This is a genomic window from Oculatella sp. FACHB-28 (assembly GCF_014696015.1).
Taxonomy (GTDB): Bacteria; Cyanobacteriota; Cyanobacteriia; order Elainellales; family Elainellaceae; genus JAAUTN01.
Genome location: NZ_JACJPJ010000087.1, coordinates 22,664 through 47,070 on the forward strand (window position 1 = coordinate 22,664; position 24,407 = coordinate 47,070).

Sequence of the window (24,407 nt, forward strand, 5' to 3'; positions counted from 1 at the left end):
CGTTTACACTAAGCGACTGTTAAAACAAGTTCTCAGTCAACGGCGATTGCTGAAAATATTACCCGTCGTAAGTGCGTTAAGCATTGTGCTAACTAGCGTTAGCATTTCCACACAAGCATTTATGCAAGTGATAGATTTTGAGTTTTGAGTTGTAAGTGAGTTCTCCAATTGTATCGAAGTAATCCTATGCTGAAGTTTTTGAGTTTGACAGGTGTTTTGACGGTTACTTTCTTATGGTTGGCGATCGCCTCTCTTACCTAGATTGCTGCTGGCGACACTCTTATTTTTCCATCGATCTCTCCGCTGTTGAGCGAATCTAACTTGGACGATACTTTCTTTTGCTACATATGAACCGAAGATGGCAGAGTAGTGAATTTAACCCGAATCTGTGCTATCCATCCCAACAGTCGCAGCAGTAGTCAAAACCAGAGGGCTATTCCAGATGTTACCGTGAGTTCTAGCAGCCAGGATGTCATTAACTTAGAGAACAGCTTGGACGTGAACGGATGCTACGTTTTTGATGAGAATCTCCGTCCCTGTTTACCTGTTCAATAAGTATTTAATAAGTAACCGTTTCTACGGCCTAACTGTGTTTGGGGTAACCTTTCATCTTAATGGAATCGCAGACCTATCCTGGGCTTCAGGTAGAGGATATTTATCCCCGCCACGTTGAAACTGAATCTATACAAGATAGGAGAAAGCGTGTGCTATCTAGCAACAGTAAGCCTTTCAGAACGATGTTTCAAGATTTTGGGGGCGAACCCCGTCAGCACAGCTACTATCCAATTGAACTGGCAACACCCCAAGGAGTTGTTCATTGCCAGTATTACCGAATAGAAGCAACTAAACAAGCTGCGATTTGGGTTGGTGGAATTGGTGGAAATTGGGATACCCCCGCGCAAGGGCTTTATCCTCGGCTTTGCCAAGACTTAATGAGTGATGGCATTGCTGCACTACGCCTTCAGTTTCGCAACTCCACGCACCTGCAAGAGTCCGTTCTAGACGTGTTAGCGGGCATCAATTATCTAGAGAATGAAGGAATTGAGGCGATCGCCTTAATTGGTCATTCTTTTGGCGGTGCGGTTGTGATTCAGGCAGCAGCTCAAGCAGAGGTGGTTCGCACGGTGGTGACTCTAGCAACACAATCCTACGGCACAGATTCTGTTTCAGCAATAGCAAGCCACTGCTCGCTATTGCTGCTGCATGGTACACACGATTCCGTTTTGTCGTCACTCTGCTCACGCTACGTCTACAACAGGGCACTTGAGCCTAAACGGCTGGTGCTTTACCCCAACGCAGGTCATGGATTAGATGAGGTTGCTGGAGAAGTGCACCAAACCATTCGGGCTTGGCTAAGCGAACAGATGGATCAAGATAGAATTTTTTGATCGTAGCTAAAGCGTCACGGTATAAGCATCGCGAATGCCTGGAACTTTGACGATTTCTGCCAAAATGCCTTCGGGCAGTGGGTCATCGATGCTTAGCACCATGACTGCATCACCTCTGACAATCTTGCGCCCAACCTGCATACTGGCAATATTGACATTGAAGCTGCCTAGCAGAGAACCGATTTTACCGATGATTCCTGGCATGTCACGGTGCAACGTAAACAGCATATAGCGGTTAGGCGGAACGTTGATCGGAAACTCGTCAATGCTGGTGATCCGAATTTCGCTATCGCCCAACAGCGCTCCTGTCACTGAATGTTCGCCGAGAGAGCCTTTAGCCATCAGGTGCAGCGATCCTGTATAGTCTTTGACCGCAGCATCACGGGTTTCGATCACCCTAATTCCCCGTTCTTTTGCCTCAATGCTGGCGTTGACGTAATTGACTCGCTCTTGCAGGGCGTGAGAGAGCAGTCCTTTCAGCGCAGCGACTACAACAGGTTGACTTTCGCTATTGGCTAACTCGCCTTGCAGCCTGACGTTGAATGACTCGACCCGTCCTCCTGTCAGTTGGCTAACCAGGTTGCCCAAGGTTTCTGCCAGTTGCAAGTAAGGACGCAGTTTTTCCAACAAGTCAGGTCGTAGACCAGGAATGTTAACCGCAGAACGAGCGGGCAATCCTAACAGCACATCACGGATTTGCTCGGCGACATCAATAGCGACGTTAACCTGAGCTTCTTCTGTGGATGCACCCAAGTGCGGAGTCAGGATGACCTCTTTACCCAGCGATCGCAAAGGAGAATCACCCAGCGGCTCTGTCTCGTATACATCCAGCGCAGCCCCAGCAATTTTGCCCTGCGCGATCGCCTCTGCTAATGCCTGCTCGTCAATAATGCCACCTCTGGCACAGTTGATGATTCGAGCGGTGGGCTTCATTTTTGCCAGAGATTCACTATTAATCAAGTGATAGGTCTCTGGCGTTTTGGGCAAGTGCAGTGTGATGTAGTCCGATTCTTGGAACAGCAAGTCTAGCTCAACTAACTGGCAGCCAATTTGGTCGGCGCGTTCGGTAGAGAGAAACGGATCGAAGGCCAGCAGGCGCATTCCCATTGAACGGGCGATCGCCGCCACATGAGAGCCAATTTTGCCTAGCCCTACGATCCCCAATGTTTTCTTATAAACTTCTACCCCTGTGAAGCTTTTGCGATCCCACTTGCCGCTTTTAACGGACTGGTTAGCATCAGGAATATGCCGCGACATCGACAGCATCATTGCCACCGCATGTTCGGCTGCGGCAACCGTGTTTCCTTCGGGCGAGTTGACGACAACAATACCGCGACGGGTCGCCGCAGGCACGTCAACATTGTCAACCCCAACGCCCGCACGTCCGATAATTTTGAGCTGAGTCCCAGCCTCAATCACCTCTTGCGTCACACGGGTGCCAGAGCGGATCATGAGTGCGTCATAGTCTGGAATGATCTGAACCAGCTCTTCTACTGGTAGACCTGTTTTGACATCGACCTGGGCAACTTGAGAGAGAATATCGATTCCAACTTGGTCAATTGGATCTGAGACGAGAACCTTTGGCATGATCGGCAGGCGAGTTCAACAAGAGTGTCTGAGCAATGAGCTGGAAAATTTGTATGGGGAAGTCAACACCGTTGCTTGCACCCTAGCCATCAATTCAGATTTTCCACAGAAGGTCATTCTACTGCAAAGGTGGGACGGACCTCTCAAGCAACTAAAAAATTTTGGCTTTCCCAAAAATTTTAGGAAGGTGACTTGTTATAACGTTTCTCTCAAAAGAGGCTATAGGTGGAGGGGCATCCCACAAAGCGGGATGCCCCTCCACCTATAGCCCTAATTTTAGGAATTGGTGTTAGTTGTGATGAAGATCTCACCAAGAAGGGCGTTGAAGTCACTTCTATTTCTCTAAATAGGCACGATAACGAATAATATCCTGATCAGAGAATTCGTCATGGCACGCTCCCTTAGCTACAAAGCTGTCTCCGTTATTCAGGCGATCGCCATCACCGCGGCGATCGCAGTGATCTCAGGGCAGATTCAGCTTGACTTTGCAGGCATTAACGAAGTTTTGTCCAATTCATCCTTCCGTATCCAAATTCCCCTTCTAAATAAAGGTTAGAACTTAGCCAAAATCAAACCCAATGTTGATTGGATTTGGAGAGATGAGGCTTGAAGGTGCGATGGATTTCTGCAAGGAGTTGTCAACCCCAGGACTTTTCTAGAGGGAGGTGACAAATTTTACTCTCTAGAAAAGATAAAAAAGTTCAACTGAGGGAGATATTATTCAGCTTCCACCGGGCACTCTAGGCAAAAAAGTTACAGGGGCAGCTCAGTTAGCGTCAGAAGAAAGGATGAGCTTGAGGGACTGCATTCCTCCAAACCATTTCTTTCCATCTTGTTTACGTTGCTGCATGAGCTGTAGCTGAAATAGAGGGCATAGACTTGAACCCACCCACACAGCCAGACGAAGAAGCAACCCGTCCGCGAGCAAGTTTTAAGCAATGGCTGAAGGGCGATCGCCGAGTTTGGCTAACTGCTACAAGTGTTGCAGGATGCGTCGTTCTACTGCGAATGTTTGGGCTATTGCAATCAGCAGAACTTTCAGCCCTTGATCAGCTTTCGTGTTTGCGTCCTGCAGAAGCGAGTGACAATCGAATCGTAATTGTCGGCATTGATGAGCAAGATTTGCGGCAAATTCAGGAATGGCCGCTGCCCGACCAAAGAATGGCAGAATTGCTGCAAAAGCTAGCTTCCTATCAGCCTCGTGCAATTGGGCTGGACATCTACCGAGACTTTTCGGTTGGGGCAGGTCAGGCTGAGCTAGAGCAGGTCTTTGAGACAACCTCTAACCTGGTCGGAATTGAAAAAATTGAGGACGAAAACAGTTTTGCAGTTGCTCCACCTGCCGCGCTAAGCAACAGAAATCAAATCGGTTTTAACAACGTTGTCGTAGATGACGATGGCAGAATCCGTCGCTCTTTGCTGTATTGGACGGTAGATGGGCAAAGTCATACCAGTTTTGCGCTAAAGCTCGCCCTAATCTATTTGCAGGCAGAACACATTGAGCCAAAACCAGCCAATGTCAATCCTAAGTATCTTCAGTTAGGGCAGGCAGTCTTCCATCCGTTTGAGCCCAGTGATGGCGGCTATATACGCATGAGAAATAGCGGCGGGTATCAGGTGTTGGTCAACTTTTACAATGCTCCGTCTGGGTTCGAGATGATCTCCCTGAGCGATGTGATGACCGGAAATGTGCCGCCCGATTTGCTGCGCGATCGCATTGTTTTAATTGGCTCTACGGCAGTCAGCCTTAAAGATTTTTTCTATACCTCTAACAGTAGCGGCTTAGGGAAAGAAATTCGCCAGATGTCAGGGGTTGAGCTTCATGCCAATTTTATTCATCAAATTTTAGGGGCAGCGCTAGAGGGGCGATCGCTCCTTAGAGTGTGGTCCGATCCACTGGAACTTGGCTGGATCTTGGTCTGGTCTTGGGTCGGGGCTAGCGTAATCTGGGAGCTTCGATCTCCCCGCAAATCTGCACTTAGCGTTCTGGTTGCCAGCGCCGGCCTAACCGGGATTTGCTACCTTGCCTTACTTCAAGGATGGTGGATTCCGCTAGTTCCTGCTGCAATAGCTTTGGTCGGTTCTGCGGTTGCCGTTACGGGTTACATTGCTCACCTCCAGGAAGAGTTGAAAAAGTCAAAAGAATTTCTGCAATCTGTCATTAACACCATTCCCGATCCGATATTTGTGAAGGACAATCACCATCGCTGGATCGTACTTAACGAGGCTTACTGTCGGTTAATTGGGCAACCGCTGCAAGCACTTTTAGAACGATCAGACAGCGACTTTTTCTCAGAGAAACAAGCGATCGCGTTTCGGCAGCAAGACGAACTGACTTTCGCAACGGGAACCGATCAAGAAAGTGAAGAAGAATTCACCGATGCTCACGGAATCACTCACCTGATTGCAACCAAGCGATCGCTCCACCGAGATGCAGCAGGCAACCAGTTTCTGGTCGGCATCATTCGCGACATCACTCAGCGCAAAAAAGTAGAAGAAGAATTGAGACGTACCGCTGCCGAATTGGTGCGCTCTAACGCTGAGCTAATGCAAGCTGAAACCCACCTGCGGCAAATGGCCTATCACGATCCGCTGACCGGGTTACCTAATCGAAAACTGCTGCAAGACCGTTTGCAAGAGGCTTTAGTTTGGGCTAGTGACCACGGACAGCTAGCCGCATTGCTGTTTCTTGATCTGGATGGGTTTAAAGCCATCAATGACACGCTTGGGCATCAGGTCGGTGACCTGCTGCTCAAGGCAGTCGCCCAACGGTTAACAGGATGCCTCAGAGGCAGCGACCTGGTAGCGCGTTTGGGTGGGGATGAATTTGTTGTGTTGCTTCCAGCAATTCCTGGTGTTCAAGATGTTGCCAGAGTGGCTGAAAAGATTTTGGAGACGCTCGCGAAAAAGTTTGTCCTGGAAGAACAGCCCATTCTGATCACGACCAGCCTTGGCATCAGCATCTATCCCCTCGATGGAACGGACATGGATGATTTGATGGTCAAAGCAGACCGAGCCATGTACAGCGCTAAAGAGCTAGGCAAAAATCGCTACAAGTTTTTTGCACCAGAAACACCTTGCCTGGACCAGTAGGTTGGGTGAAGCAAAGCGGAACCCAACCTACACCTAACAAGCGCAGCGCTACCAGAAAGTTTCGTTAGTTGAATTTGAATTTGAGTTCGAATTTGAGTTCGAATCGCTTGTCCCTGAAACGGGAGCATCCTCTGAGTAGTAATTCGAGCCAGAATTTTCTGAGTAATAATTTGAGCTAGGCGAATCGGATTCCTCTGTATGGCGATCGGAGCTAGTCGAGGAATCTTGCGGCAGTTGCTCTTGTTTTACAGAATTCGGGAGAGCCGTTGAGTTTGCCCCTGACTCTGGCAAAGAGTCGGTCAAAGTTTTAATGCGATTAAGCTGACCCAAGGCCCAACGGGCTGTTTCCCGCACCTCGTCGTCCCCATCTTCAGCCGCATGGCGCAGCAGATGACTAACTTGCGCGACTTGATCGTAGATCCGGGTCAAATCTCGAATCGCGTTTTTGCGAACGTCAGGGCTATTGTCTTGCAGCGAGATCAGCAGGGCACGGTTAACGGGTTTGAGCGATCGCACGCCAATTTCTGAGATAGCTGCCAAGATCAAGTTTCGTTGGCTGGAATCCGCATCAATCATCATATCCACTAGTGGCTGAAGTGATTGCGAATCTCCCCGCTGTCCCAATTCCCAAATTGCTTTGCGTCGCTTACTGGGGTCAGGGCTGTGCAAATCTCTGACTAGCTCCTGAACGATGTCTATCTTGGAGAGTCGAGAAGTCCCCTCCATATCTGAAGCATCTTCCATGTGTCCGGAAACTACCTCAGAACGAACTAAATCACGCTTGCTGCTGCCATTTGGGAAATACGGGCGGGTGGGGGTTTCCAGCGTCGGCGACTGGTCAGCTAATCCACCTTTTAATGAGGAACTAGGACGCTTTGCATCAAGCTTTTCCATCCGTAGGAAGTAAAACAGTCCACCTGCAACCCCCAGGACTACCAAAAAGCTCAAGATCCACCAGGTTAGACCACTGCCGGATGCATTGGTTGTCTCAGCAGATTCAGTTTCGGCGGTTGATTCTGTAGCTCCTGAAGCATCGGTTGAAGTATTTGTTGCTTCTATTGCCTCTGTTGCTTGGGCTGCTATCAGTTTTTCCCAAGTTTCAGCGTTAACTCGACCATCTGCCGTTAGACCTGCTGCTTGCTGAAATTTGGAGACTGCCTCAGCGGTGCTGTCTCCATACTTTCCATCAACTGCTGCGGTGTAGTGACCTAGCTCCTGCAAAATGGTTTGCAGTTGAGTCACAGCTTGCCCCTGGCTACCAGGCAAGAGATTCGGTAATTCTGGCGTAGGAGACGGCGGCGCGGATGGAGAAGGCGAAGACTCGGACTGAGCTAGCTCCATCATGAAAGCGTTAGTGCCAGACCGTTGACCCGGAGCAAAAGCATCCGTGGAGTTTGTAATTTCTTGAAGCGTTACAGCTGCATCGACTCGCAATCCCAGAGGTAAGACGGGGATTACACCAAGGCCCGTAAGGCAGGTAACTAACAATAAACTTAAACGATAGGACATGGTAGTTCGAGTTTGGGATCGAAGATCTAGTCCGGGTATTCGAGCAGATGTCAACTCAAGCTAACTCAATCCTGATGGTTATTCCACAAAACGATTCCCGATTGTTTAGGAGTAAAAATCTAGCTGGGCTACAGGAGTGCGGCTTTTGCCAGGGTAAATGCTAAAGACATGAGTTGAGAATAGATGTTACTCATAAAACGAAACATCAGAGTTAGATTTTGGCAACCAACACAGAAAAAACACAGGAATATTAAGTCAAGACATAATATTCATATTCAGCTTGTCAAACTCGGACATAGTTAGATAAGCAGCTATAACTAACAAGACTTGATGCTAGTCCAATTCTTAGCTTGTGTAGACAGACTCAATTATAGAAATCAATCATCTCAAACGCCGCAATAGGGCGATCGCTCTCTCAATTTTAGATATTGCTAATTCTCAATACAAAATTGACAGCCGGACCGAGTTTCTTTTTGTCTGTCTATATTTCCTGTTAAAGCTATTCTGATTCTGAGTCACGCATCCCTATGTTTACCGATGATACCTCAGTAGGATCACTGTTCGGTAAAGGTAGCGAATTTGAAAAGGCAGATTTGCCTTCAGTGCTACTTGCTGCCTGATATGTGAGCGATCGCTCCCTCTGCCGCTGCATCAAACCTTGAAGCTTCTCAGCCAAATTCTCCCGCTGATTGATCAAATAGATACTGACCAGGGTAAAGCCGACCCCAATCCATTGAATTGGGCTAAGCACCTCCGCTAGAAATAGATTGCCAAACAGTAGCGCAAAGACAGGCGTGAGAAAGGTCAATGAACTGAGGCTGGTCAAGTTGCCGCTAGAAGCAAAGTAGAAAAACAAGCCGTAGGCGATCGCACTGCCAAAAATCGTTGAATAGCTCAAAGCCATCCAGTCAGGAAGTTGAAGCTGTACCCACTGCTGCGCCTCTGCCGTTGCAGAGAGTGCAAACAAGGGCATTCCCCCCAAGATCATGTGCCAGCCCGTTGCCACAACCGGATCGACATAGCGGCAAACAAACCGCACCATTACCGTACCTGCCGCCATCGATAGTGCTGCCAGCAGCATCAGCCATTCGCCACTCTGAAAAAGCCGCTGCACTGCCTCTACCCCGATTTGCCCGCTGACAGATACCTCACCGTGTAAAAAAGCCAAAATCCAGGCATCCGGTAAGCCCAGCAGACTAATTCCAAATACACCAAACGCCAACCCCAGCCAACCCCACAGTCCCACCTGTTCCGCAAACAAAAACCGTGCCATCACCGCGACTGCGAGTGGCTGTGAGTCAATCATGACTGAACCCAAACCAGCCCCGGTTCTAGCTAACCCTTCTGCCAGAAAACCCTGAAATAAGGTCGCATCTACAAGCCCAAATAAGCCGATCCAGAGCCAGGCAAGCCAACCTTTGGGTTGGGACCTGCCCATGAGTGCAGCAACAATCAGAATTAACACGCCTGCGGGCACTAGCCGAATGCCTGCCAAAAACAGCGGAGTTGTGTGAGGCATCACCCCTTTCATCGCCACCATTGCAGTGCCCCAAAGGAAGAAGGGGGCAATCAGCAGAAGTGATGCAAAGGGTAGTCGGGACTCGGTTAGTTTTAGATGCATGATTCTGGCTCAGGCTTTTACATATATTAACTGAATATGTACTTATATTAAGAATTGCTGTGGCGGTGGTGCTGGATCGCTCCGCCAAATTTCTCTAGATAAGGCACACTATAATTTAGCCTTGCTTAATAAACTTAACTGTCTAATCGCTTCACTACATTATGATCTGGCCCTTTAAGCCGAGTTCTCGGAAACAAATTGCCCGCATTGAAATTACCGGAGCGATCGCTGGATCAACCCGCAAACGAGTTTTAGAAGCTCTCAAAACAGTTGAAGAAAGAAAATTTCCGGTGCTGCTGCTGAGAATTGACAGCCCCGGTGGAACAGTTGGCGATTCGCAGGAAATTTACAGCGCTCTCAGAAAGCTGCGAGAAAAGGTCAAGATCGTTGCTAGCTTTGGCAACATATCAGCTTCGGGAGGGGTTTACATCGGCATGGGAGCTGACCACATTGTTGCCAATCCCGGGACGATTACCGGCAGCATTGGTGTGATCCTGCGGGGTAACAACTTGGAACGCCTGCTTGATAAAATTGGCGTTTCCTTTAAGGTGATCAAGTCTGGACCCTACAAAGACATCCTCGCTTTTGATCGAGAGTTGACTGAGCCGGAGCAGCACATTTTGCAGGAATTGATCGATGTCAGCTACCAGCAATTTGTACAAACAGTTGCCGAAGCTAGAAATCTTGCTGTAGATACGGTTAAGAGCTTTGCAGATGGACGTATCTTTACCGGACAGCAGGCACTAGCGTTAGGCGTAGTCGATCGCTTGGGGACCGAAGAAGATGCTCGCCGCTGGGCCGCAGAGTTGGCTGGACTTGACCCCGACAAAACACAGTGCTATACCCTGGAGGAGCGAAAAAGCCTGCTAAATCGGGTCCTGTCGGGTAGTGTTCAGTTGCATACGGGACTGTCAACCGGAGTTGACTGGGTAGAGTTTGAATTAGCTACAAGCGGTTTACCCCTGTGGCTATACCGTCCCTAGGGGCATTGATTCTAGGTCGTTTGGCAAATAGGCGCTGGAAGTGACCTAAACTGAATTAAACTCAATTTCTTCCCTCAGAGTTAATCCTGCATTGATTCAGGCTATAGGCTAGACTTCTCAAACGTCCGCTTGGGGGCGCAAACTAAATATAGCTTCTAGTCATTTAATGGGAGGGCTTTAACGTGGGCTGGAAAGTTCGGGCAATTCGAGGGGCAACGACAGTCTCAGAAAATTCGGTTGAGGCAATTCGCGATGCGGTGAGGGAACTGCTAGATGAATTGGAAAGCCTCAACCCAATTGACCCGGACGATATTGTCAGCGCTACGTTTTCGGTGACTCGTGATTTGGATGCGATTTTTCCAGCGGCGATCGCCCGTGAACGGGTTCACTGGCAAAATGTACCGCTGCTGGATGTCCAGCAAATGCATGTCGAGGGCAGTCTAGAGCGCTGTATTCGTCTGCTGATCCACGTCAACATGCTAGACCCGTTAGCTGAGATTCATCATCCCTATTTGCGCCAGGCAAAAAGCCTTAGACCTGATTGGAGCATCGATTCTCAGAAAACGGTTCGGCTAGGTCGAGGCGCTTATTGAGTCAATCGCGGCGGTTACCTGTTGAGCCACGAATGGAAGGATGGCTTCATTTTTGCTATGCGCTTCGCCTTCAGTGAAAACGACCAGCAAAAAGGGCGATCGCTCCGGCAATTCTACATAGGCGGCATCGTGGCGAACTTTGCTGGTCAGCCCTGCCTTAGACCATACCCTGGCAGTCTGAGGCAGTCCTGCACCCAAAAAGCCCGTCACCTGATTTTCAGAATCGGCAGCCAGAGCTTCCGGGTCAAGACGACGCTGCATCAGCGCCATCATCGTTTGCGATCGCCCCGATGACACTGCCACACCGCCTATAATGCTGTGCAGCAATCGCGCTACGGCGTTTGTTGTCAGCATATTGCGGTTTTCCATTAGCTCTCCCAGAAATGCTCGTTCACGCCCGTAAGCGCCGTCACACCAGGTTTTTTGATTAATATTGACTGTTTCCAATTCAGTCCAGTTGAGTGACTGAAAATAACGGTTGATCAGGTTGCGCTGATTTTTCCAGGTTTCAAACGGAGCGGCAGGGAGTTCTGGTCCGCTGGTTGTGCCTGTCAATATATCTACTACCAGGCTAGTTGCGTCGTTGCTTGAATCTACGATCATGTCGCGAATCGCCCGGTCTAATTCGCCAGATGGGGCTATCATGCCGCGCTCCAGCCATTCATAGACGGCGACCAGGTAAAACAGCTTTACGACACTGGCTGGATAAATTCGCTCAACCCCACGATAGGCAAAGCCGCGTACCGAGTGCTGCCAAAATTCGGCGGGGCTCAGCGCTCCTCCGGTATTTACAGGAACCGGATCATCGTAGACGATCCAGGTCAGGGCAATTTGGTTTTGGGCTAAGCCCGGAAATTCTGCCCGGGTCGTAGCGAGAATGCGATCGCCCCACTGTTCTAACGATTCATCTCGACGAAAAAATGTCATACCCAGTTGAGAAATAGTTTTGAATTTTGAGTTTTAGATATGGTTTCTTTCTCAGAATTGCAGTCGGCTCTGATTGCGGGACGACCAGTTGAATATCAGTGTCAAACAAACCTCAACTTGTATGATTCGCCTGAACTCAAAGACCTGGCAACTCAAGCAGTAGCGGGTCGTCAGTTGCGTATTGTATCACTCTCAGATCAAGCCGCTTTAGAGCCTCAAGACAGTCTAGGAGCAGTTCAAAACAGTACAGGTGCGGTTAAAGTTTGCCTCTGTGAAGATGACTATCCAGGCTGGCTGCCCTTAGAAGACCTGGATTTGCTGAGCGTAGCAGAAGAAAATTATCGGGCGATCGCCATCTCCCCATCCAAAATCCAAGCCCGTTTACCCAGGGTGATTACTTTTGCCCGCAAAGCGATGACCCAACCTAACCATTATCTCTGGGGCGGCACGGTTGGTCCGAACTATGACTGTTCTGGATTAGTTCAAACGGCTTTTGCTGCGGTTGGCATCTGGCTACCCAGAGATGCCTATCAGCAGGAGGCATTTGTTCAACCGATTGCTGTAGAGGAGTTGCAGCCAGGAGATTTAGTTTTCTTTGGCAGTCGCGATCGCTGTACTCACGTTGGACTTTATCTGGGCGAAGAAGGCTACATCCACAGCTCTGGTAAGGCGATCGGGCGCAATGGTATTGGTATCGACCCGCTGTCTGCTGAGGGGGGAGCGATCGCCGAAGCTTACTATCATCAGCTACGGGGTGCAGGTCGTGTGATCGCCAGCTATAAAAGTCCTGATACCTAAAACTCTAATTGCACAAGTCTTTAAAGGCATCCCCCATTTCTTCCTAAATAGGCGGTACCAAATTTGTCTGTAGGATAGCGGCATCTATAGGGGCGAAGCATTCGGTGACAATCTCTGCCACTGAAGCACAATTCTTCTGCCGAATCCTTCGCTCGTACACTCAATAGTTCTTCTTTACGAAACGGATTCTGCATAAAGTACTCCGCACCCCCTAATCCCTAACCTCCCTCTTTCTCCCTCCCCTCATGCAAAAACTAAAACCTTACCTCCGCTGGTTCATCCTGGGTGGGACGCTATTTTTCATTGCTAAAACCCTGAGGGATCATTGGCAGGAGGTTGCATCCATTCGGGTAGGAGCAGAAGCTTGGGGATATTTGGCGATCGCTCTCACTATCACGCTGCTAGCGCATGTTTGGACGGGTTGGGTATGGGGATGGATTTTAGCAGGGTTAAATCATCCAGTGTCTGGCTTTTGGAGCAGCCGAGTTTACCTGCAAACGAACGTTGCCAAATATTTACCGGGGAACGTCTGGCACTTTTATGGACGCGCCTGGGCTGCTAAAGCCGCAGGCATTCCTTTAGAAATTGCTAGCTTGAGCGTCTTGCTAGAACCGCTGCTGATGGCGGCAGCGGCACTGATTGTTGCGCTGGTCAGCAGTTCGGCAGCCTACAAAGGTTTGCAATTACTTGGTTTAGGCGTGGTGCTAGTTGCGGTGCATCCCCGAAGCTTGAATCCGGCAATTCGGTTAGTCGGTCGGTTGAAAAAGCCCAAGACAAAAGTTGATGCTGATAGCACTGAAAATCCTGCTCCGGCTATTCCTCCGATTCAGCATTATCCTTTCTTGCCACTCCTGGGAGAGTTAATATTTCTGGGGCTTCGAGGCGCAGGCTTTTGTTTCACGGTGATGGCGCTGACTGCGATCGCTTGGGAGCAAGTTCCGTTATTGCTAGGTGCTTTTAGCGTTGCATGGCTGCTAGGATTGATAATTCCTGGCGCACCCGGTGGCATTGGCGTTTTTGAAGCAACGGCGATCGCCCTTCTGGATAACCACTTTCCACCTGCAATGGTCGTCAGTGCAGTCGCAGTCTACCGCTTGGTGAGCCTCTTAGCAGAACTAGCAGGTGCAGGAATAGCCTGGCTCTACAGCCGTAGAATATAGCTTAGCCATACGGCGACACTTCTAGAGAACGATTGCAAGCGATCAAGTGTGAGTATTCAGTTTGAGTGTGAGTGAGTGTCCATGAAAACAGTGCTGCATCCCGACTACCATAGCGACCGATCTGCGTCAGCGCTACAGCTTGACCTGTCTATCATCGTGCCGATTTACAACGAGGTAGAGTGTGTTCCCCATTTGCTGGATCAGGTCTCGCAAATTCTCAAAGACCATCATTTTTCCTATGAGATTATCTGTGTAGACGATGGCTCTACCGACGGCACGACGGAGTTGCTTTACCAGCAGGCAAAGTTGCGAAAAGATTTACGCGTGGTGGTTTTGCGGCGAAATTATGGACAAACCGCAGCTATGGCGGCTGGCTTTAATTACGCTAGGGGTGCCGTGTTAATTACGCTGGATGGAGATTTGCAGAATGATCCAGCAGACATTCCGCAACTGGTGGCGAAATTAGAGGAAGGCTATGACTTGGTTAGCGGTTGGCGCAAAAACAGGCAGGATGCAGCCCTAACTCGCTTGCTGCCCTCCAAAATAGCAAATTGGTTGATTGGGCAAGTGACTGGCGTAAAGCTGCATGACTATGGCTGCTCGCTCAAAGCCTACCGCTCAGAATTGGTCGCCGATTTGAACCTGTATGGGGAACTGCATCGCTTTTTGCCCGCGCTGGCTTTTATCGAAGGAGCCAGGATCACAGAAATGCCTGTGCGCCATCATGCTCGTCGCTTTGGCCAAAGTAAATATGGCTTGGGGAGAACGTTTCGCGTGTTGATGGATCTGTTTACGATCTTCTTCATGAAAAAATTCCTCACCCGCCCAATGCATGTGTTTGGCTGGTTTGGTTTGGTTTCGATGGCGTTAGGAATTCTGTTGGGTGTGTACCTCAGTTTTCTCAAGCTGGGGCTAGATCAAAGCATTGGCGATCGCCCCCTCCTAATTTTGGCGGTTGTGCTGTTCCTCACTGGAGTTCAGCTATTTAGCTTTGGGCTGTTGGCGGAGTTGTCTATGCGAACCTACCATGAGTCTCAGGGTCGCCCGATTTATCGGGTCAGAGAAGTTATCGAACCCGTCGGCAACTCCAAAAGTACTGTGTAGAAAAAAGTACTGGATAGAAAAGTGATCAAAAAGCGATCAGATTTTTAGTAAGTCTTAAAAATCCAGAGTAATTTGCAAAGAATTGGACTTTTGCGACCGAAATTTGCATATATGCCTCAAGACTGGTGGCATATACCGCCATAATTTCCTAAATTGGCGGATAGAGTCTGTTCCATTCTCTGGCGTTTGCCCCAGGTTATACCAGTGCTTATTGTTTGCTACTGAGTGTCTGAATAATATCAAATTTGTACATAAAGGCTCAAAAACTGGCTTTTTACGTCCAAACTACCAGGTGGTTCACCGATGGGTTTACCTGAGTATTTTTTGATCTTGACTACTCTGTTTCCGAGGCACTTGTGTAAGTCGAAGACGGCAACCTACCTGAGATTGGACTGCATCGACATTTAATTTCTAAGAACCATTGAGGAGTGAGTGTAAACATCATGCTATTTAGACATGTTTCTGTCTCGCTGAGTCTTGCTGCTTTAGCCCTTGTTTCCAATGCACTGGTTGCGCAGGCTAATACTGTAGATTCTGCATCGGTTGATGTTGTGAGTGAGCAGCCTGCAAGCGAAGTAGAGGCAGTAGAAACTCAACCTGGGTTGGCGATCGCCCCCGTTCAACCTGAGCAGACTGTGACTGCTGACAGCGAAAGTCTGACTGCACCAGATGTAACTGCACTAGATGTAACGACTGAAGCGCAAGTTCAACTGGCAGACATTCAAGAACTGCCAGTAATCACGGCGACTCCTGAAACGGAGCAAGCTAATTCCACTGCAACTCCGGCTGAATCTGTGACTGTAGCCGAAGAGTATGTAGAAGACAGTACAGCTTCAACTTCTGCGGCAGCTTTGACCGAACAGCCCGAGATGGTTGACGGTCAGACCGTTGAAGAACAAGAAACTAGCGTTGAACCCGCTGCTGAGCAAGTTGCTCAGAGTGTTACACCCGGTCGCTCAACTCGGTCTGGTCCTAGCTACCTTGGTGTTGGTGGTAACATCGGGCTTGGTGATGGAGACACAGCCCTCGGTGAAGGTAGTTTTGCCGTCTTCAGCAAAATTGGTTTAACCAGCTTTTTGTCTGTACGTCCGGCTGTCCTGTTCTCCGATGATCCAACCATTTTGGTTCCCGTCACGTTTGACTTTATCCCTGGTGTAACCGACGTAACAGAGGATGTATCAGGAGAACTAGGTCTTCGAGTTTCTCCTTATGTTGGAGGTGGCGTTGCAATCTCTACCGGAGATGATGGTAGCGTTGACTTCCTACTTTCAGGCGGGGTAGATGTGCCTATCACATCCCGGATTACTGCAACGGCTGCTGTGAATGCAACTGTGTTTGACAATCCGGCTGTAGGCTTGATGCTAGGTGTTGGCTACAACTTTGGCGCGTTCTAAAGATCGGTAGGCACTTAATTCAGTAACAGAAACGGAGGGAGGGCTTAGCCCTCCCTCCGTTTCTGTTAAAAAGGTAACCGGATTGAAGCTGCATTAGGTATTCAAAACTAAGTTGTCCCGATGAACTACTGTTTCTGCGCCTGAATAACCCAAAATCCCTGAAATTTTATCGGAGTGAACTCCTCTAATTTTTTGTAGCTCACTGCTGCTGTAATTAACGATGCCTCTAGCGACCTCCTGTCCGCTGCGATCGCACAATTGCACAGCATCCTGGCTCTGAAACTCTCCCTCGACTTCAGCAATCCCGGCTGCCAAGAGTGATTTGCCTGCCTGAGAAATGGCAGTGACCGCACCCGGATCGAGATACAGCTTTCCGGCAGGCACCAGTCCGTGAGCAATCCAGCGCTTTCGAGCGTTGAATGGCTGTGGCTGTGGCTGAAACTGGGTTCCCAAGGCTTCTCCTTGAAGGATTTTCTCGATGTTGTGGGGCGATCGCCCTTCTGTAATCACCGTGCGAACTCCAGCATTTGCGGCAATTCGGGCGGCTGCAATCTTTGTCACCATGCCACCTGTGCCCCACGCAGAGCCGCGATCGCCCACTTCCACATTGAGTGCTTCCAGTTGGTCAAATTTGTCTATCAGACTAATCGGTTTAGCGTCAGGATTGGATCGAGGATCAGCAGAATAGAGGCGATCAACATCCGTAAGCAAAAACAGCCAGTCTGCCTCCACTAAACTCGCCACCATCGCTGAAAGCGTGTCGTTGTCGCCAAACTTTAGCTCATCGACAGCTAGCGTATCGTTCTCATTGACAATCGGCACCACTCCCAACTTTAGCAATTGGCGGAACGTGCGATAAGCGTTGACATAGCGGCTGCGCTGCACCAGGTCGCTGCGAGTTAACAACACCTGGGCGATCGGCTGCTGGAGCGAGGTAAATAAATCGTCATAGACCCGCATCAGTCTTCCCTGACCGACAGCAGCGACAGCTTGCTTCATCGCTATGGTGCGGGGGCGCTCGCTCATGCCGAGTCGAGCACAGCCAATGCCAACGGCACCCGATGATACCAAAATCACCTGGTGCCCCTGGCGACGCAGTTGGCTGAGCGTTTCTACTAAAGCCGCAATCGTAGAGAGTGCGAGATAGCCGCTATCCGCTTGAGTCAAGCTAGAAGTACCGATTTTGATGACTAAAGTCTGGGCTGCCTTCATGAGAGTGGAGTAAAACTTTTGTAACGAACACTTAACGATCTGCTATTCATTTTTCACTAACCTCTGACACTTTGGGAATTTAGCCCTCTGCTCAGTCCTAGTCCCTTAGTACAGCGTTAAGTCTCCCAATGTGCAAAGCGCCAGCCCTACAAAAGCCGGACTGGCGCTCTACAGAGTATTCATAGGGATTTATGGGCTAGGGTCTTTATATTTGCTGACCCCATTTAATCTATTAGTAGAATGCCAGAAAAATTGGATTGTCCTGCTTGCTTTAAGGTTTTCTTTATATTTATATTCTTTAGAATTCATCAGGTTTTGTAAAGTTATGTTGCTGAGTCAGAGAAGCTCCTAAGATTTGCGAAAGCCAAACTTCTACAGTTCGCACTGGGTGCCGCCGGGCAACTTTAGCCGGGTTGACCATTGGCTCAACCAGAACCGTAAACATCCCCAGCCGATTTCCTGCCAGAACATCGGTGAAGAGGCGATCGCCCACCATTGCCACATGCTCGACTGGAATATCCATTGCCTCGACGGCTTGCCTCAGCTTGCGACGAGAAGGCTTACGTGCGCCCAAAATGTAGGGCAGGTTAAGCGACTGAGCAATGCGGCTAATCCGGTTTTGACTCAGGTTATTGCTGACCAGCCACAGCGCTACCGATGGGCGAATTTCCTCGACCCACTGCCGTAGTTCTTCTGAAACTTCGGCAGCACTCATGGGTACCAGGGTTTCGTCTACGTCCAACACCAACCCCTTCAGGTTGTAATGCTGTAACAGCTTAGGAGACAAACTCAAAATCGAGTCTCCCAAAATTAGATCAGGTTGTAACAGTTTGCCCCAGGACATAAAAGGATTGAAGTTCAGATAACGTTTGCCCTCTTGGTTGAAGATGCCCTAAGCGATACCAGGGCTACTCCGTCTCAATCTTAGATGGGTTTGGATACACTTGGTTGTTGATCCCTGCAGTTGGCCCCCACAGATTCCTGCGGTAGCTAGTTTTCACTGCCTTGTTGCTGAGCTGCTATATCGTCTTGAATGGCAGCTTGGGCAGCTTCATGTTCTGCCAGAGTACGGCTAAAGACGTGAGTCCCATCATAGCGGGCGACAAAAAAGAGATATTCCGTATCGGCTGGGTTTAGAGAAGCTTCCAGACTAGACACACCTGGACTGGCAATCGGCGTAGGGGGCAACCCTGTGTTGACATAGGTGTTGTAGGGAGATGGCGTGTTGACCTCGTCCAAGGTTAAAGGTTGCTCTGGAGTTTGGCGAATGCCAAGGGCATATTCAACCGTGGGGTCAGCTCCTAGGGGAATATTCTCTCGCAAGCGACGGACGAATACGCTGGCAATCTGAGGACGCTCTTCGCTGATTACTGCTTCTCGTTCGACGATGCTAGCGAGTGTCACCCATTCCAGCAAGGAAAATTGCGTTTGCCCCTGCTGATAAACCGGTAGGGCAACCTGCTCAAAGCGGTCTAGCATCTGGTTAATCACAGATTCAGGTGTTACCTCATCCTCAACCTGGTAGGTGTCGGGATAAAGGAACCCTTCTAGAAGGGGAAGCTGCCGGGGTAGCCAGGGATATTGGTCACGCGGAACTTGCCGAGTCGCAGCTAGAAACTCCTGAGCAGTGAAAAAGCCTTGCTCTTCAAAGTATTCCGCCATTTCCTTAGTTGACCATCCTTCAGGAATGGTAAAGCTGAGCTGGACGACTTCTCCCCGCCAGATTTTGTTGGCGATCGCCTCCATCGGTTCACTGGGTGATAGTGCGTAAGTGCCAGCTAAAAAGCCACCCTCACGATTTTGCAACGTTTGCCAGCGAGTCCACAAATTCCAGGCCGTTGTAGAACGAATCAAGCCTGCAGCTTCAAGGTCTTGCCCAATCTGTTGAGCTGACGTGCCTTCTGGAATTTGAAACTGAACTGTTTTGGCTTCAGTTGTGGCAGGCTGTTCGGCTGTAGCAGGCTGTTCAGTTGTAGCAGGCTGTTCAGCTGTAGCAGGCTGTTCAGCTGTAGCAGGCTGTTCGGTTGCAGCATCTGCGGGCGCGTTTGCCCAACTCCACCAAACCCAACCTTGCCATCCACACAGACCGAGCGTCGCAGGAAAAACAATCAGGTAAAAGAACCACTTGGAGATGCGCTGGGTGACTGTCATGAGATCTTGTGGTTTGAGAATGGGTAGATCAATCGTTCATCGTAAAGCCTAGTGAAGAATGACGTGAGTGAGGGGGGGTGAAGTTGCTATGAGCCATCACCCCAAAAGAGCGCTTACCCCAATTTGGGAAATAGGATATAGAAAATAGAGGGAGTGGCGATCGCCACTCATTTCTGCGCTTAAAGGAAAAACTTACTCCAAATCGTCAAATAGCTGATCTTCTAACTGCGATCGCATCAGTTGAAATTCTTCGGGCGAAAGCAGTTCAGGATTGCCCTCCGAATTCATCCGAGCAAAAAATAAAAGCGGATCAAGCGGCGTGCAAACAGCGTATTCTTGCTCTTCGTAATAAAAGTTTGCTAAAAGCTGAAACTGCTCAGAGTCCAGGTTGGCTTCATCTTCACCAATGTCTAAGGTAATGATGTCATCTTCGGTGGCCGCTGGCAGCTCGCCGCTAGCGGTCAAAGTTAGCGCTGAGCGGTTGAGGGTGAGGTCATGCTCCGCCAAAACTGCTCGTGCAGTTGGGAAGATGTCATCAATTTCCTCATCTTCGATATCGATCAGAGTTTCTTCATCCTCATCTTCTTCGTCTGCTTCCCAAGCAAAAATCTCAATGGGGTTGTCAACGGGCATCAGCAGCACGTACTCTTTACCCTCAACTTCCAAAGAGCGTTCGACATAGCAAAGCAGCGATCGCCCCTGTTCATCGGTCAAGCTGACGGTTGGTGCGTCGATGTCTGCCTCGTCTGCATCCATTCCCGGATTCTCTCTGCTCATATCTGAATCGGTCATGCTATTCCTCTGATCACAACTTGCGTCTTGCTGTATGCTGCTCCCTGAATTTCAGGATGAGAGCGATCGGCAAGGAGTATTACTACAGCCCCGCCACAAAAAACTTTACAGCATGACTAGATCCGTTTCACTCCCTGAACAATTCTAATTGGGCTGATTTGACTCGCCCTCTCCCAGAAGTTATCTCCACTCATGCGTTTCAGCAAGAAGGTTAAAACAAGTTTGTCGTGATTTTGGGTAATTTGCTGGGTGACTAGGCTCTAGCGTAGGAAGGCTAGTTTGGAAGCTCCAGTTTCCCTTTAGAGGGCGTTTTGGAGGGCGTTTTTAACTGTTGCCATACGACACCCCGACGCTCATACTCTAGTTCTTGCTCTACCTCATAAGCGATTTGAGGGCTAAGATATCGTTCCAATAACCACAGCGACAGATCTATGCCAGAAGTGACGCCTCCTGCTGTGACGATGTCGCCATCATCTACAACACGAGCATTGACGATTTCTGCACCCATGGCTTTCAACTCTTCTATCGCCACATGGTGAGTAATGGCTGGACGTCCTCTTAGCAGTCCTGCGCTGGCAACTAACATCCCACCTGTACACACTGAAGCAATTGTTGTGCCGCTCTGGTGCAACTGAGAAATTGCTGCGGGTATCTTGCCGCTCTGGGCTTCTGCCCATGCTCCTTGCTTGGCCCGGTCTCCCCAACCTCCACCTGGCACAATCAAAATGTCTAGTTGATCCCTGAGCTTTGCCCCCGGTTGAACTCGTAAGCCGTGGGCTGCAACAATTTCCGTGGATCCGTCTAGAGTAACCAGTTTTGCCTGCACGTCAGCCCCCATTGCTGCCGCAGTCTGCAAAACTTCAAAGGGAGCGATCGCATCAAGCTCATCAAATCCATCAAAGACAATGATTTGTATTTGAACCATAACTAGCCTGATTGAATTTTGTTTGTACCCTAACTATACCGAAACGGTCCTATTGAGAATTGCGTCTCGCATCAAGCCATTGCTGCAAAATAATGGCGGCGGCTTTACGGTCGATTAAAGCTTTGTTGCGCGAAGGGGAGCGATTTTCTGCCAGCAAAGCCTGTTCTGCCTCAAAGGAAGTCAGCCGCTCGTCTACGTATTCCACAGGAAGCTGAAGTGCTGTACTCAGCCGACTGGCAAACTTCTGCACCTGTTTTGCCTGAAACCCTATAGAGCCATCCATCGTGTAGGGCAAGCCAACAACGAGCAGTTGCACCTCACGTTCCTCAACGATGCAGCGAAACTGCTCTACGTCTTGCAGGAAAGAACGGCGTTCGATGGTGATTAGTCCGGTAGCGATTAGCCCTGTGCGATCGCAGCCTGCAACCCCAATTCGCTTTTTGCCGACATCTAGTCCCAGCGCTGAGATCATCCTAGATTAGGACTATCGGGTAGATCGGGCAGAGTATTGTCTGCCGAGTTTGAGGATGGGGAATCAGCAGGTGAGGCTGATGGAGGTTGCCCAGATCCAGGCTGCGGCAGCGGCGGAATTGACTTAATCAAAGAAATGCGACTGGGAACAGGCTTGCGAGCAGGCTGGAAGCCTTGCAGTACCTCGGAGAGGTGTAGCCCTTCGAGAGAGACAGGCTTTGCCTCGCGCAGTTTATGCCAGACGGAGCGCGACATCATCAAGGTGTGCTCAGTGCGGCTGGCCCCAATTTGCTGCAGATATTCTTCCCGTTCTGGCTGGTAGTCTGCTGAAGCTAGCCGCAACGTTTGAGCTGGGAATTCCTGAGCAATTCGCGCCATCTGTGACAGCAGCTCTGGGTAGAGCCAGGTGTAAGCCGGGTGAACCGTAAGCTGCGCCACGTGAGGACGGCTTCCATCACGGCAAAGCTTAATCTGGAAGTAGCCAATAGCGGCCTTGCGCTGCGGCTCAAACACATAGCTGCTAATCACTTCGGTGTGGCTAACCCAGTTGGTCATGCCGTAGTAGAAGGAACCCAGTAGGCTCGTCTTGAAGTCTGAAATTTGGCGGTCGAATACCTGACGCACCAGAGGCGGCATGGAGGCCGTATCAAGCTGGTGCAACAGAGACGCATCCGCATTGCTGACAGGCAGCAAGTTAGGCAGGTCAGGTTCGCGCTCTGCCAGAGCTTCGAGTAGCTCTGGGGCGATCGCCCAATAGGTCATCTCTGCCAAAGACTGAAATCCGTTTTGGCGATAGAGCGCTAGGGCAGACTTATCATTCACATCTACCTCAATCAGCCAGGTTCGCGCTTCCCAAATTGCCTGGAAGCAGTAGCGCAATAGCTGTGAGCCAATGTCTGAGGAAAGCGGTTGGTCGCCCTTAGCGGGAGCGATCGCCTCAACCGCGACCTGATCAACTTTCCAGGTGCTGCGCGTGCGGTTAAATGGCGAAACTTGAATAATTCCCTGGATTCGGTTCCCTTGCTCAGCAACGTAGGCTGAGAAGAGATGCTGAAGTGGGTTGGGAAATAGGCTGAGAAACTTGAGTAGTCCATACCAGCGACGAAGGTGCTGGAGGCGTTGCCCCAACTTGAGGGAGACGCTTTGCTGCTCGACCTCGGCCCCTTCCAACGAGAAATGCGCGATCGCCTCCAAATCCCGGAATTGGAATGGGCGAACGGTAATGTTTGTGGTTTGAGGAAGCGCTGAAGTCATGGGATATAAGGTCCAACTTGCATCTACGCCGTCTATCGCTAATAAAACGATCGGTGAGCGATCGCCTTTAGCCAGGGTTAACTATTCAGTCGTCATTACTATCTTGACAGCAATTCCAAAATCTATCAGCCCCAGAATTGATCTTGCTCAAGTCGTTGGCTTTGAATGTTGGGCAGACTTTGGGTTAACGGCTGTTTCAGTTGGGCGAATTAACACCACTGGCGTTTGTTGGTCATCGTTGCCAGCCGGGTTGCTGACCAAAGCTTGCTCTAGTAAACCTTTTGGAATACCAGAAGTGGATGCCACTATATTAACTGCTTTGAGATCATTCACATCTACGATCGCAGCAGACAGACCTGTCTCAGCTTTGATCTGATCCACCACTTGCTGCGGGTTTTCCGGTCCCAACACAATGAACTGATCGTAGGGAGGCAAAGTACCCGTTACGTCGTCAATTAGTCGTGCCTGTTCGCCTGCAAGTTGATAGAACATCCCCGGTTGGTTAAGGAATTTTTTGGCGATCGCCCCCGCTACAAACGCAAACACCACCCGCACTGGACCAACAATATCCACCAGCGTCTGCATTCCGCAGGCAGAAGACAGCGTGGAAGTCGTCATGAAGTAGAAACACAGCCGCTTTGCCACCCATCCCGGACGCACTTCACTAGGATGGTGAAACCGTCCCTGCATCACGGCTACAGGCGTTTCGCCAATCGTGACAATATCTCCAGGTTGAGCATGGGGCATCACATACCGCTTCACAATTTCAACTGGATTGTCCAGCTGAGTCAGCAGGTGAGTTTTAACTGGCAGCACATCGGCATGAAGCGTAGGCCGCCAACGTTGTGAATCTTCCGTTGCCGGAAACTTGAGGGGCACGATCACATGGCAAACTTTGGGAATTCTGCCGCGTGGACCGTAGGTCAAATAGCGAATTCGTACCCAGGCTGCCTGAAGCTGGTTTAGCTCTTTTCCACGAACGTCGAGCGACACTTCTAGACGGGTGGTCTTGTGGCGCTTAATGATGTAGCCAAACCAGTAACCATCCGGTCGGGCTGGCGTATCGGGATGGCGGGGTGTGACTTTAATCGTGTGAGTAATCTCGTCCAAGCTTCCCTTTGAAAGCAGCGTCACATCGGCTTCAACTTCCAACACCATGATTTCGACTCTGGGGCTACGGCTGGGCAGCTCGGGTTCGCCTACCAGCAGGTAGCGATGAGGTTCGTATACCTCCAGATTCCAGTCGCCCGAGGTCATCACCAGATCGTTTCCGGGGTGACGACGATACCGAATTTCTAGCGCCAGGGCACCCAGTACCAGCAGCAGCGCAACAATTCCTAACCCAATCAAGATAGTTTCTAAAAACACCGTAATCCCTAGCTAAATGCAATAAGAAGAAACTGTACTTGCAAAGATGTACCCAATTGCACATCATGTTTCTCTAG

At 49.7% G+C, this 24,407-nt stretch carries 21 protein-coding genes; 9 read left to right on the top strand and 12 right to left on the bottom strand.

Going from position 1 to position 24,407, the window contains the following annotated elements; translation table 11 throughout:
• The first annotated feature begins 737 nt into the window (after window positions 1–737).
• Window positions 738–1,388, top strand: a complete 651-nt coding sequence (locus tag H6F88_RS21395) for a dienelactone hydrolase family protein (protein WP_190644758.1) — start codon at window positions 738–740, stop codon at window positions 1,386–1,388.
• A 6-nt stretch (window positions 1,389–1,394) separates the two neighbouring features.
• On the opposite strand, the gene serA is transcribed toward H6F88_RS21395, so the two are convergent.
• Window positions 1,395–2,975: a phosphoglycerate dehydrogenase gene (gene serA, locus H6F88_RS21400; RefSeq protein WP_190644759.1), complete on the bottom strand. Its 1,581-nt coding sequence runs from the start codon at window positions 2,973–2,975 to the stop codon at window positions 1,395–1,397.
• Between the two features lie 388 nt (window positions 2,976–3,363).
• Here serA and H6F88_RS21405 point away from each other — a divergent pair, with 388 nt between their 5' ends.
• Both H6F88_RS21405 and H6F88_RS21410 read left to right on the top strand, forming a co-directional pair.
• Window positions 3,364–3,531 (top strand): hypothetical protein, encoded by a 168-nt coding sequence (locus tag H6F88_RS21405; protein WP_190644760.1) that lies wholly within the window; start codon window positions 3,364–3,366, stop codon window positions 3,529–3,531.
• A gap of 323 nt (window positions 3,532–3,854) precedes the next feature.
• Window positions 3,855–6,068: a CHASE2 domain-containing protein gene (locus H6F88_RS21410; RefSeq protein WP_242050648.1), complete on the top strand. Its 2,214-nt coding sequence runs from the start codon at window positions 3,855–3,857 to the stop codon at window positions 6,066–6,068.
• A 48-nt stretch (window positions 6,069–6,116) separates the two neighbouring features.
• Here the strand turns inward: H6F88_RS21410 and H6F88_RS21415 are convergent, their stop codons facing one another.
• A complete protein-coding gene (locus tag H6F88_RS21415) occupies window positions 6,117–7,577 on the bottom strand; it encodes a peptidoglycan-binding protein (RefSeq protein WP_199333732.1) in 1,461 nt (486 codons plus the stop codon).
• A gap of 499 nt (window positions 7,578–8,076) precedes the next feature.
• Window positions 8,077–9,198: a DMT family transporter gene (locus tag H6F88_RS21420; protein ID WP_190644761.1), complete on the bottom strand. Its 1,122-nt coding sequence runs from the start codon at window positions 9,196–9,198 to the stop codon at window positions 8,077–8,079.
• A 161-nt stretch (window positions 9,199–9,359) separates the two neighbouring features.
• On the opposite strand from H6F88_RS21420, the gene sppA reads away from it, so the two are divergent.
• Window positions 9,360–10,181: a signal peptide peptidase SppA gene (gene sppA / locus H6F88_RS21425; protein WP_190644762.1), complete on the top strand. Its 822-nt coding sequence runs from the start codon at window positions 9,360–9,362 to the stop codon at window positions 10,179–10,181.
• 182 nt (window positions 10,182–10,363) lie between these two features.
• Window positions 10,364–10,774, top strand: coding sequence for a chorismate mutase (aroH, locus tag H6F88_RS21430; protein WP_190644763.1), 411 nt, complete (start codon window positions 10,364–10,366; stop codon window positions 10,772–10,774).
• Here aroH and H6F88_RS21435 read toward each other — a convergent pair.
• Complete coding sequence (locus H6F88_RS21435; protein ID WP_190644764.1) at window positions 10,754–11,701, bottom strand: serine hydrolase; 948 nt, start codon at window positions 11,699–11,701, stop codon at window positions 10,754–10,756. The genes aroH and H6F88_RS21435 overlap by 21 nt on opposite strands.
• Before the next feature lie 39 nt (window positions 11,702–11,740).
• Between H6F88_RS21435 and H6F88_RS21440 the strand changes: the two genes are divergently transcribed.
• The 4 genes from H6F88_RS21440 to H6F88_RS21455 all read left to right on the top strand — a co-directional run bounded on the left by H6F88_RS21440 (window position 11,741) and on the right by H6F88_RS21455 (window position 16,157).
• On the top strand, window positions 11,741–12,499 hold the full coding sequence (locus H6F88_RS21440) for a C40 family peptidase (RefSeq protein ID WP_190644765.1): 759 nt from the start codon (window positions 11,741–11,743) through the stop codon (window positions 12,497–12,499).
• A 245-nt stretch (window positions 12,500–12,744) separates the two neighbouring features.
• Window positions 12,745–13,659: a YbhN family protein gene (locus H6F88_RS21445; RefSeq protein ID WP_190644766.1), complete on the top strand. Its 915-nt coding sequence runs from the start codon at window positions 12,745–12,747 to the stop codon at window positions 13,657–13,659.
• A gap of 81 nt (window positions 13,660–13,740) precedes the next feature.
• Complete coding sequence (locus H6F88_RS21450; RefSeq protein ID WP_190644767.1) at window positions 13,741–14,763, top strand: glycosyltransferase family 2 protein; 1,023 nt, start codon at window positions 13,741–13,743, stop codon at window positions 14,761–14,763.
• Between the two features lie 443 nt (window positions 14,764–15,206).
• Window positions 15,207–16,157, top strand: coding sequence for a hypothetical protein (locus H6F88_RS21455; RefSeq protein ID WP_190644768.1), 951 nt, complete (start codon window positions 15,207–15,209; stop codon window positions 16,155–16,157).
• A 93-nt stretch (window positions 16,158–16,250) separates the two neighbouring features.
• On the opposite strand, the gene proB is transcribed toward H6F88_RS21455, so the two are convergent.
• The 8 genes from proB to H6F88_RS21495 form a co-directional block, all read right to left on the bottom strand.
• Window positions 16,251–17,369, bottom strand: coding sequence for a glutamate 5-kinase (gene proB / locus H6F88_RS21460; RefSeq protein ID WP_190644769.1), 1,119 nt, complete (start codon window positions 17,367–17,369; stop codon window positions 16,251–16,253).
• A 298-nt stretch (window positions 17,370–17,667) separates the two neighbouring features.
• Window positions 17,668–18,213 carry a YqeG family HAD IIIA-type phosphatase gene (locus H6F88_RS21465; RefSeq protein WP_190644770.1) on the bottom strand — a complete coding sequence of 182 codons (546 nt, stop codon included), beginning with the start codon at window positions 18,211–18,213 and terminating at the stop codon, window positions 17,668–17,670.
• 146 nt (window positions 18,214–18,359) lie between these two features.
• On the bottom strand, window positions 18,360–19,520 hold the full coding sequence (gene mltG / locus H6F88_RS21470; RefSeq protein WP_190644771.1) for an endolytic transglycosylase MltG: 1,161 nt from the start codon (window positions 19,518–19,520) through the stop codon (window positions 18,360–18,362).
• Window positions 19,521–19,712: 192 nt separating this feature from the next.
• Complete coding sequence (locus H6F88_RS21475; protein WP_190644772.1) at window positions 19,713–20,312, bottom strand: DUF3727 domain-containing protein; 600 nt, start codon at window positions 20,310–20,312, stop codon at window positions 19,713–19,715.
• A 274-nt stretch (window positions 20,313–20,586) separates the two neighbouring features.
• On the bottom strand, window positions 20,587–21,237 hold the full coding sequence (locus H6F88_RS21480) for a DJ-1/PfpI family protein (RefSeq protein WP_190644773.1): 651 nt from the start codon (window positions 21,235–21,237) through the stop codon (window positions 20,587–20,589).
• 49 nt (window positions 21,238–21,286) lie between these two features.
• Entirely contained in the window at window positions 21,287–21,709 is a 423-nt protein-coding gene (ruvX, locus tag H6F88_RS21485) for a Holliday junction resolvase RuvX (protein WP_190644774.1), read from the bottom strand.
• A complete protein-coding gene (locus H6F88_RS21490) occupies window positions 21,706–22,962 on the bottom strand; it encodes a GNAT family N-acetyltransferase (RefSeq protein ID WP_199333733.1) in 1,257 nt (418 codons plus the stop codon). Before H6F88_RS21490 ends, ruvX begins: the two co-directional genes overlap by 4 nt.
• A gap of 147 nt (window positions 22,963–23,109) precedes the next feature.
• The gene (locus tag H6F88_RS21495; protein ID WP_190644775.1) at window positions 23,110–24,330 is read right to left on the bottom strand and encodes a F420-0:Gamma-glutamyl ligase; all 1,221 of its coding nucleotides are present in this window, start codon (window positions 24,328–24,330) and stop codon (window positions 23,110–23,112) included.
• Between the last annotated feature and the right edge of the window lie 77 nt (window positions 24,331–24,407).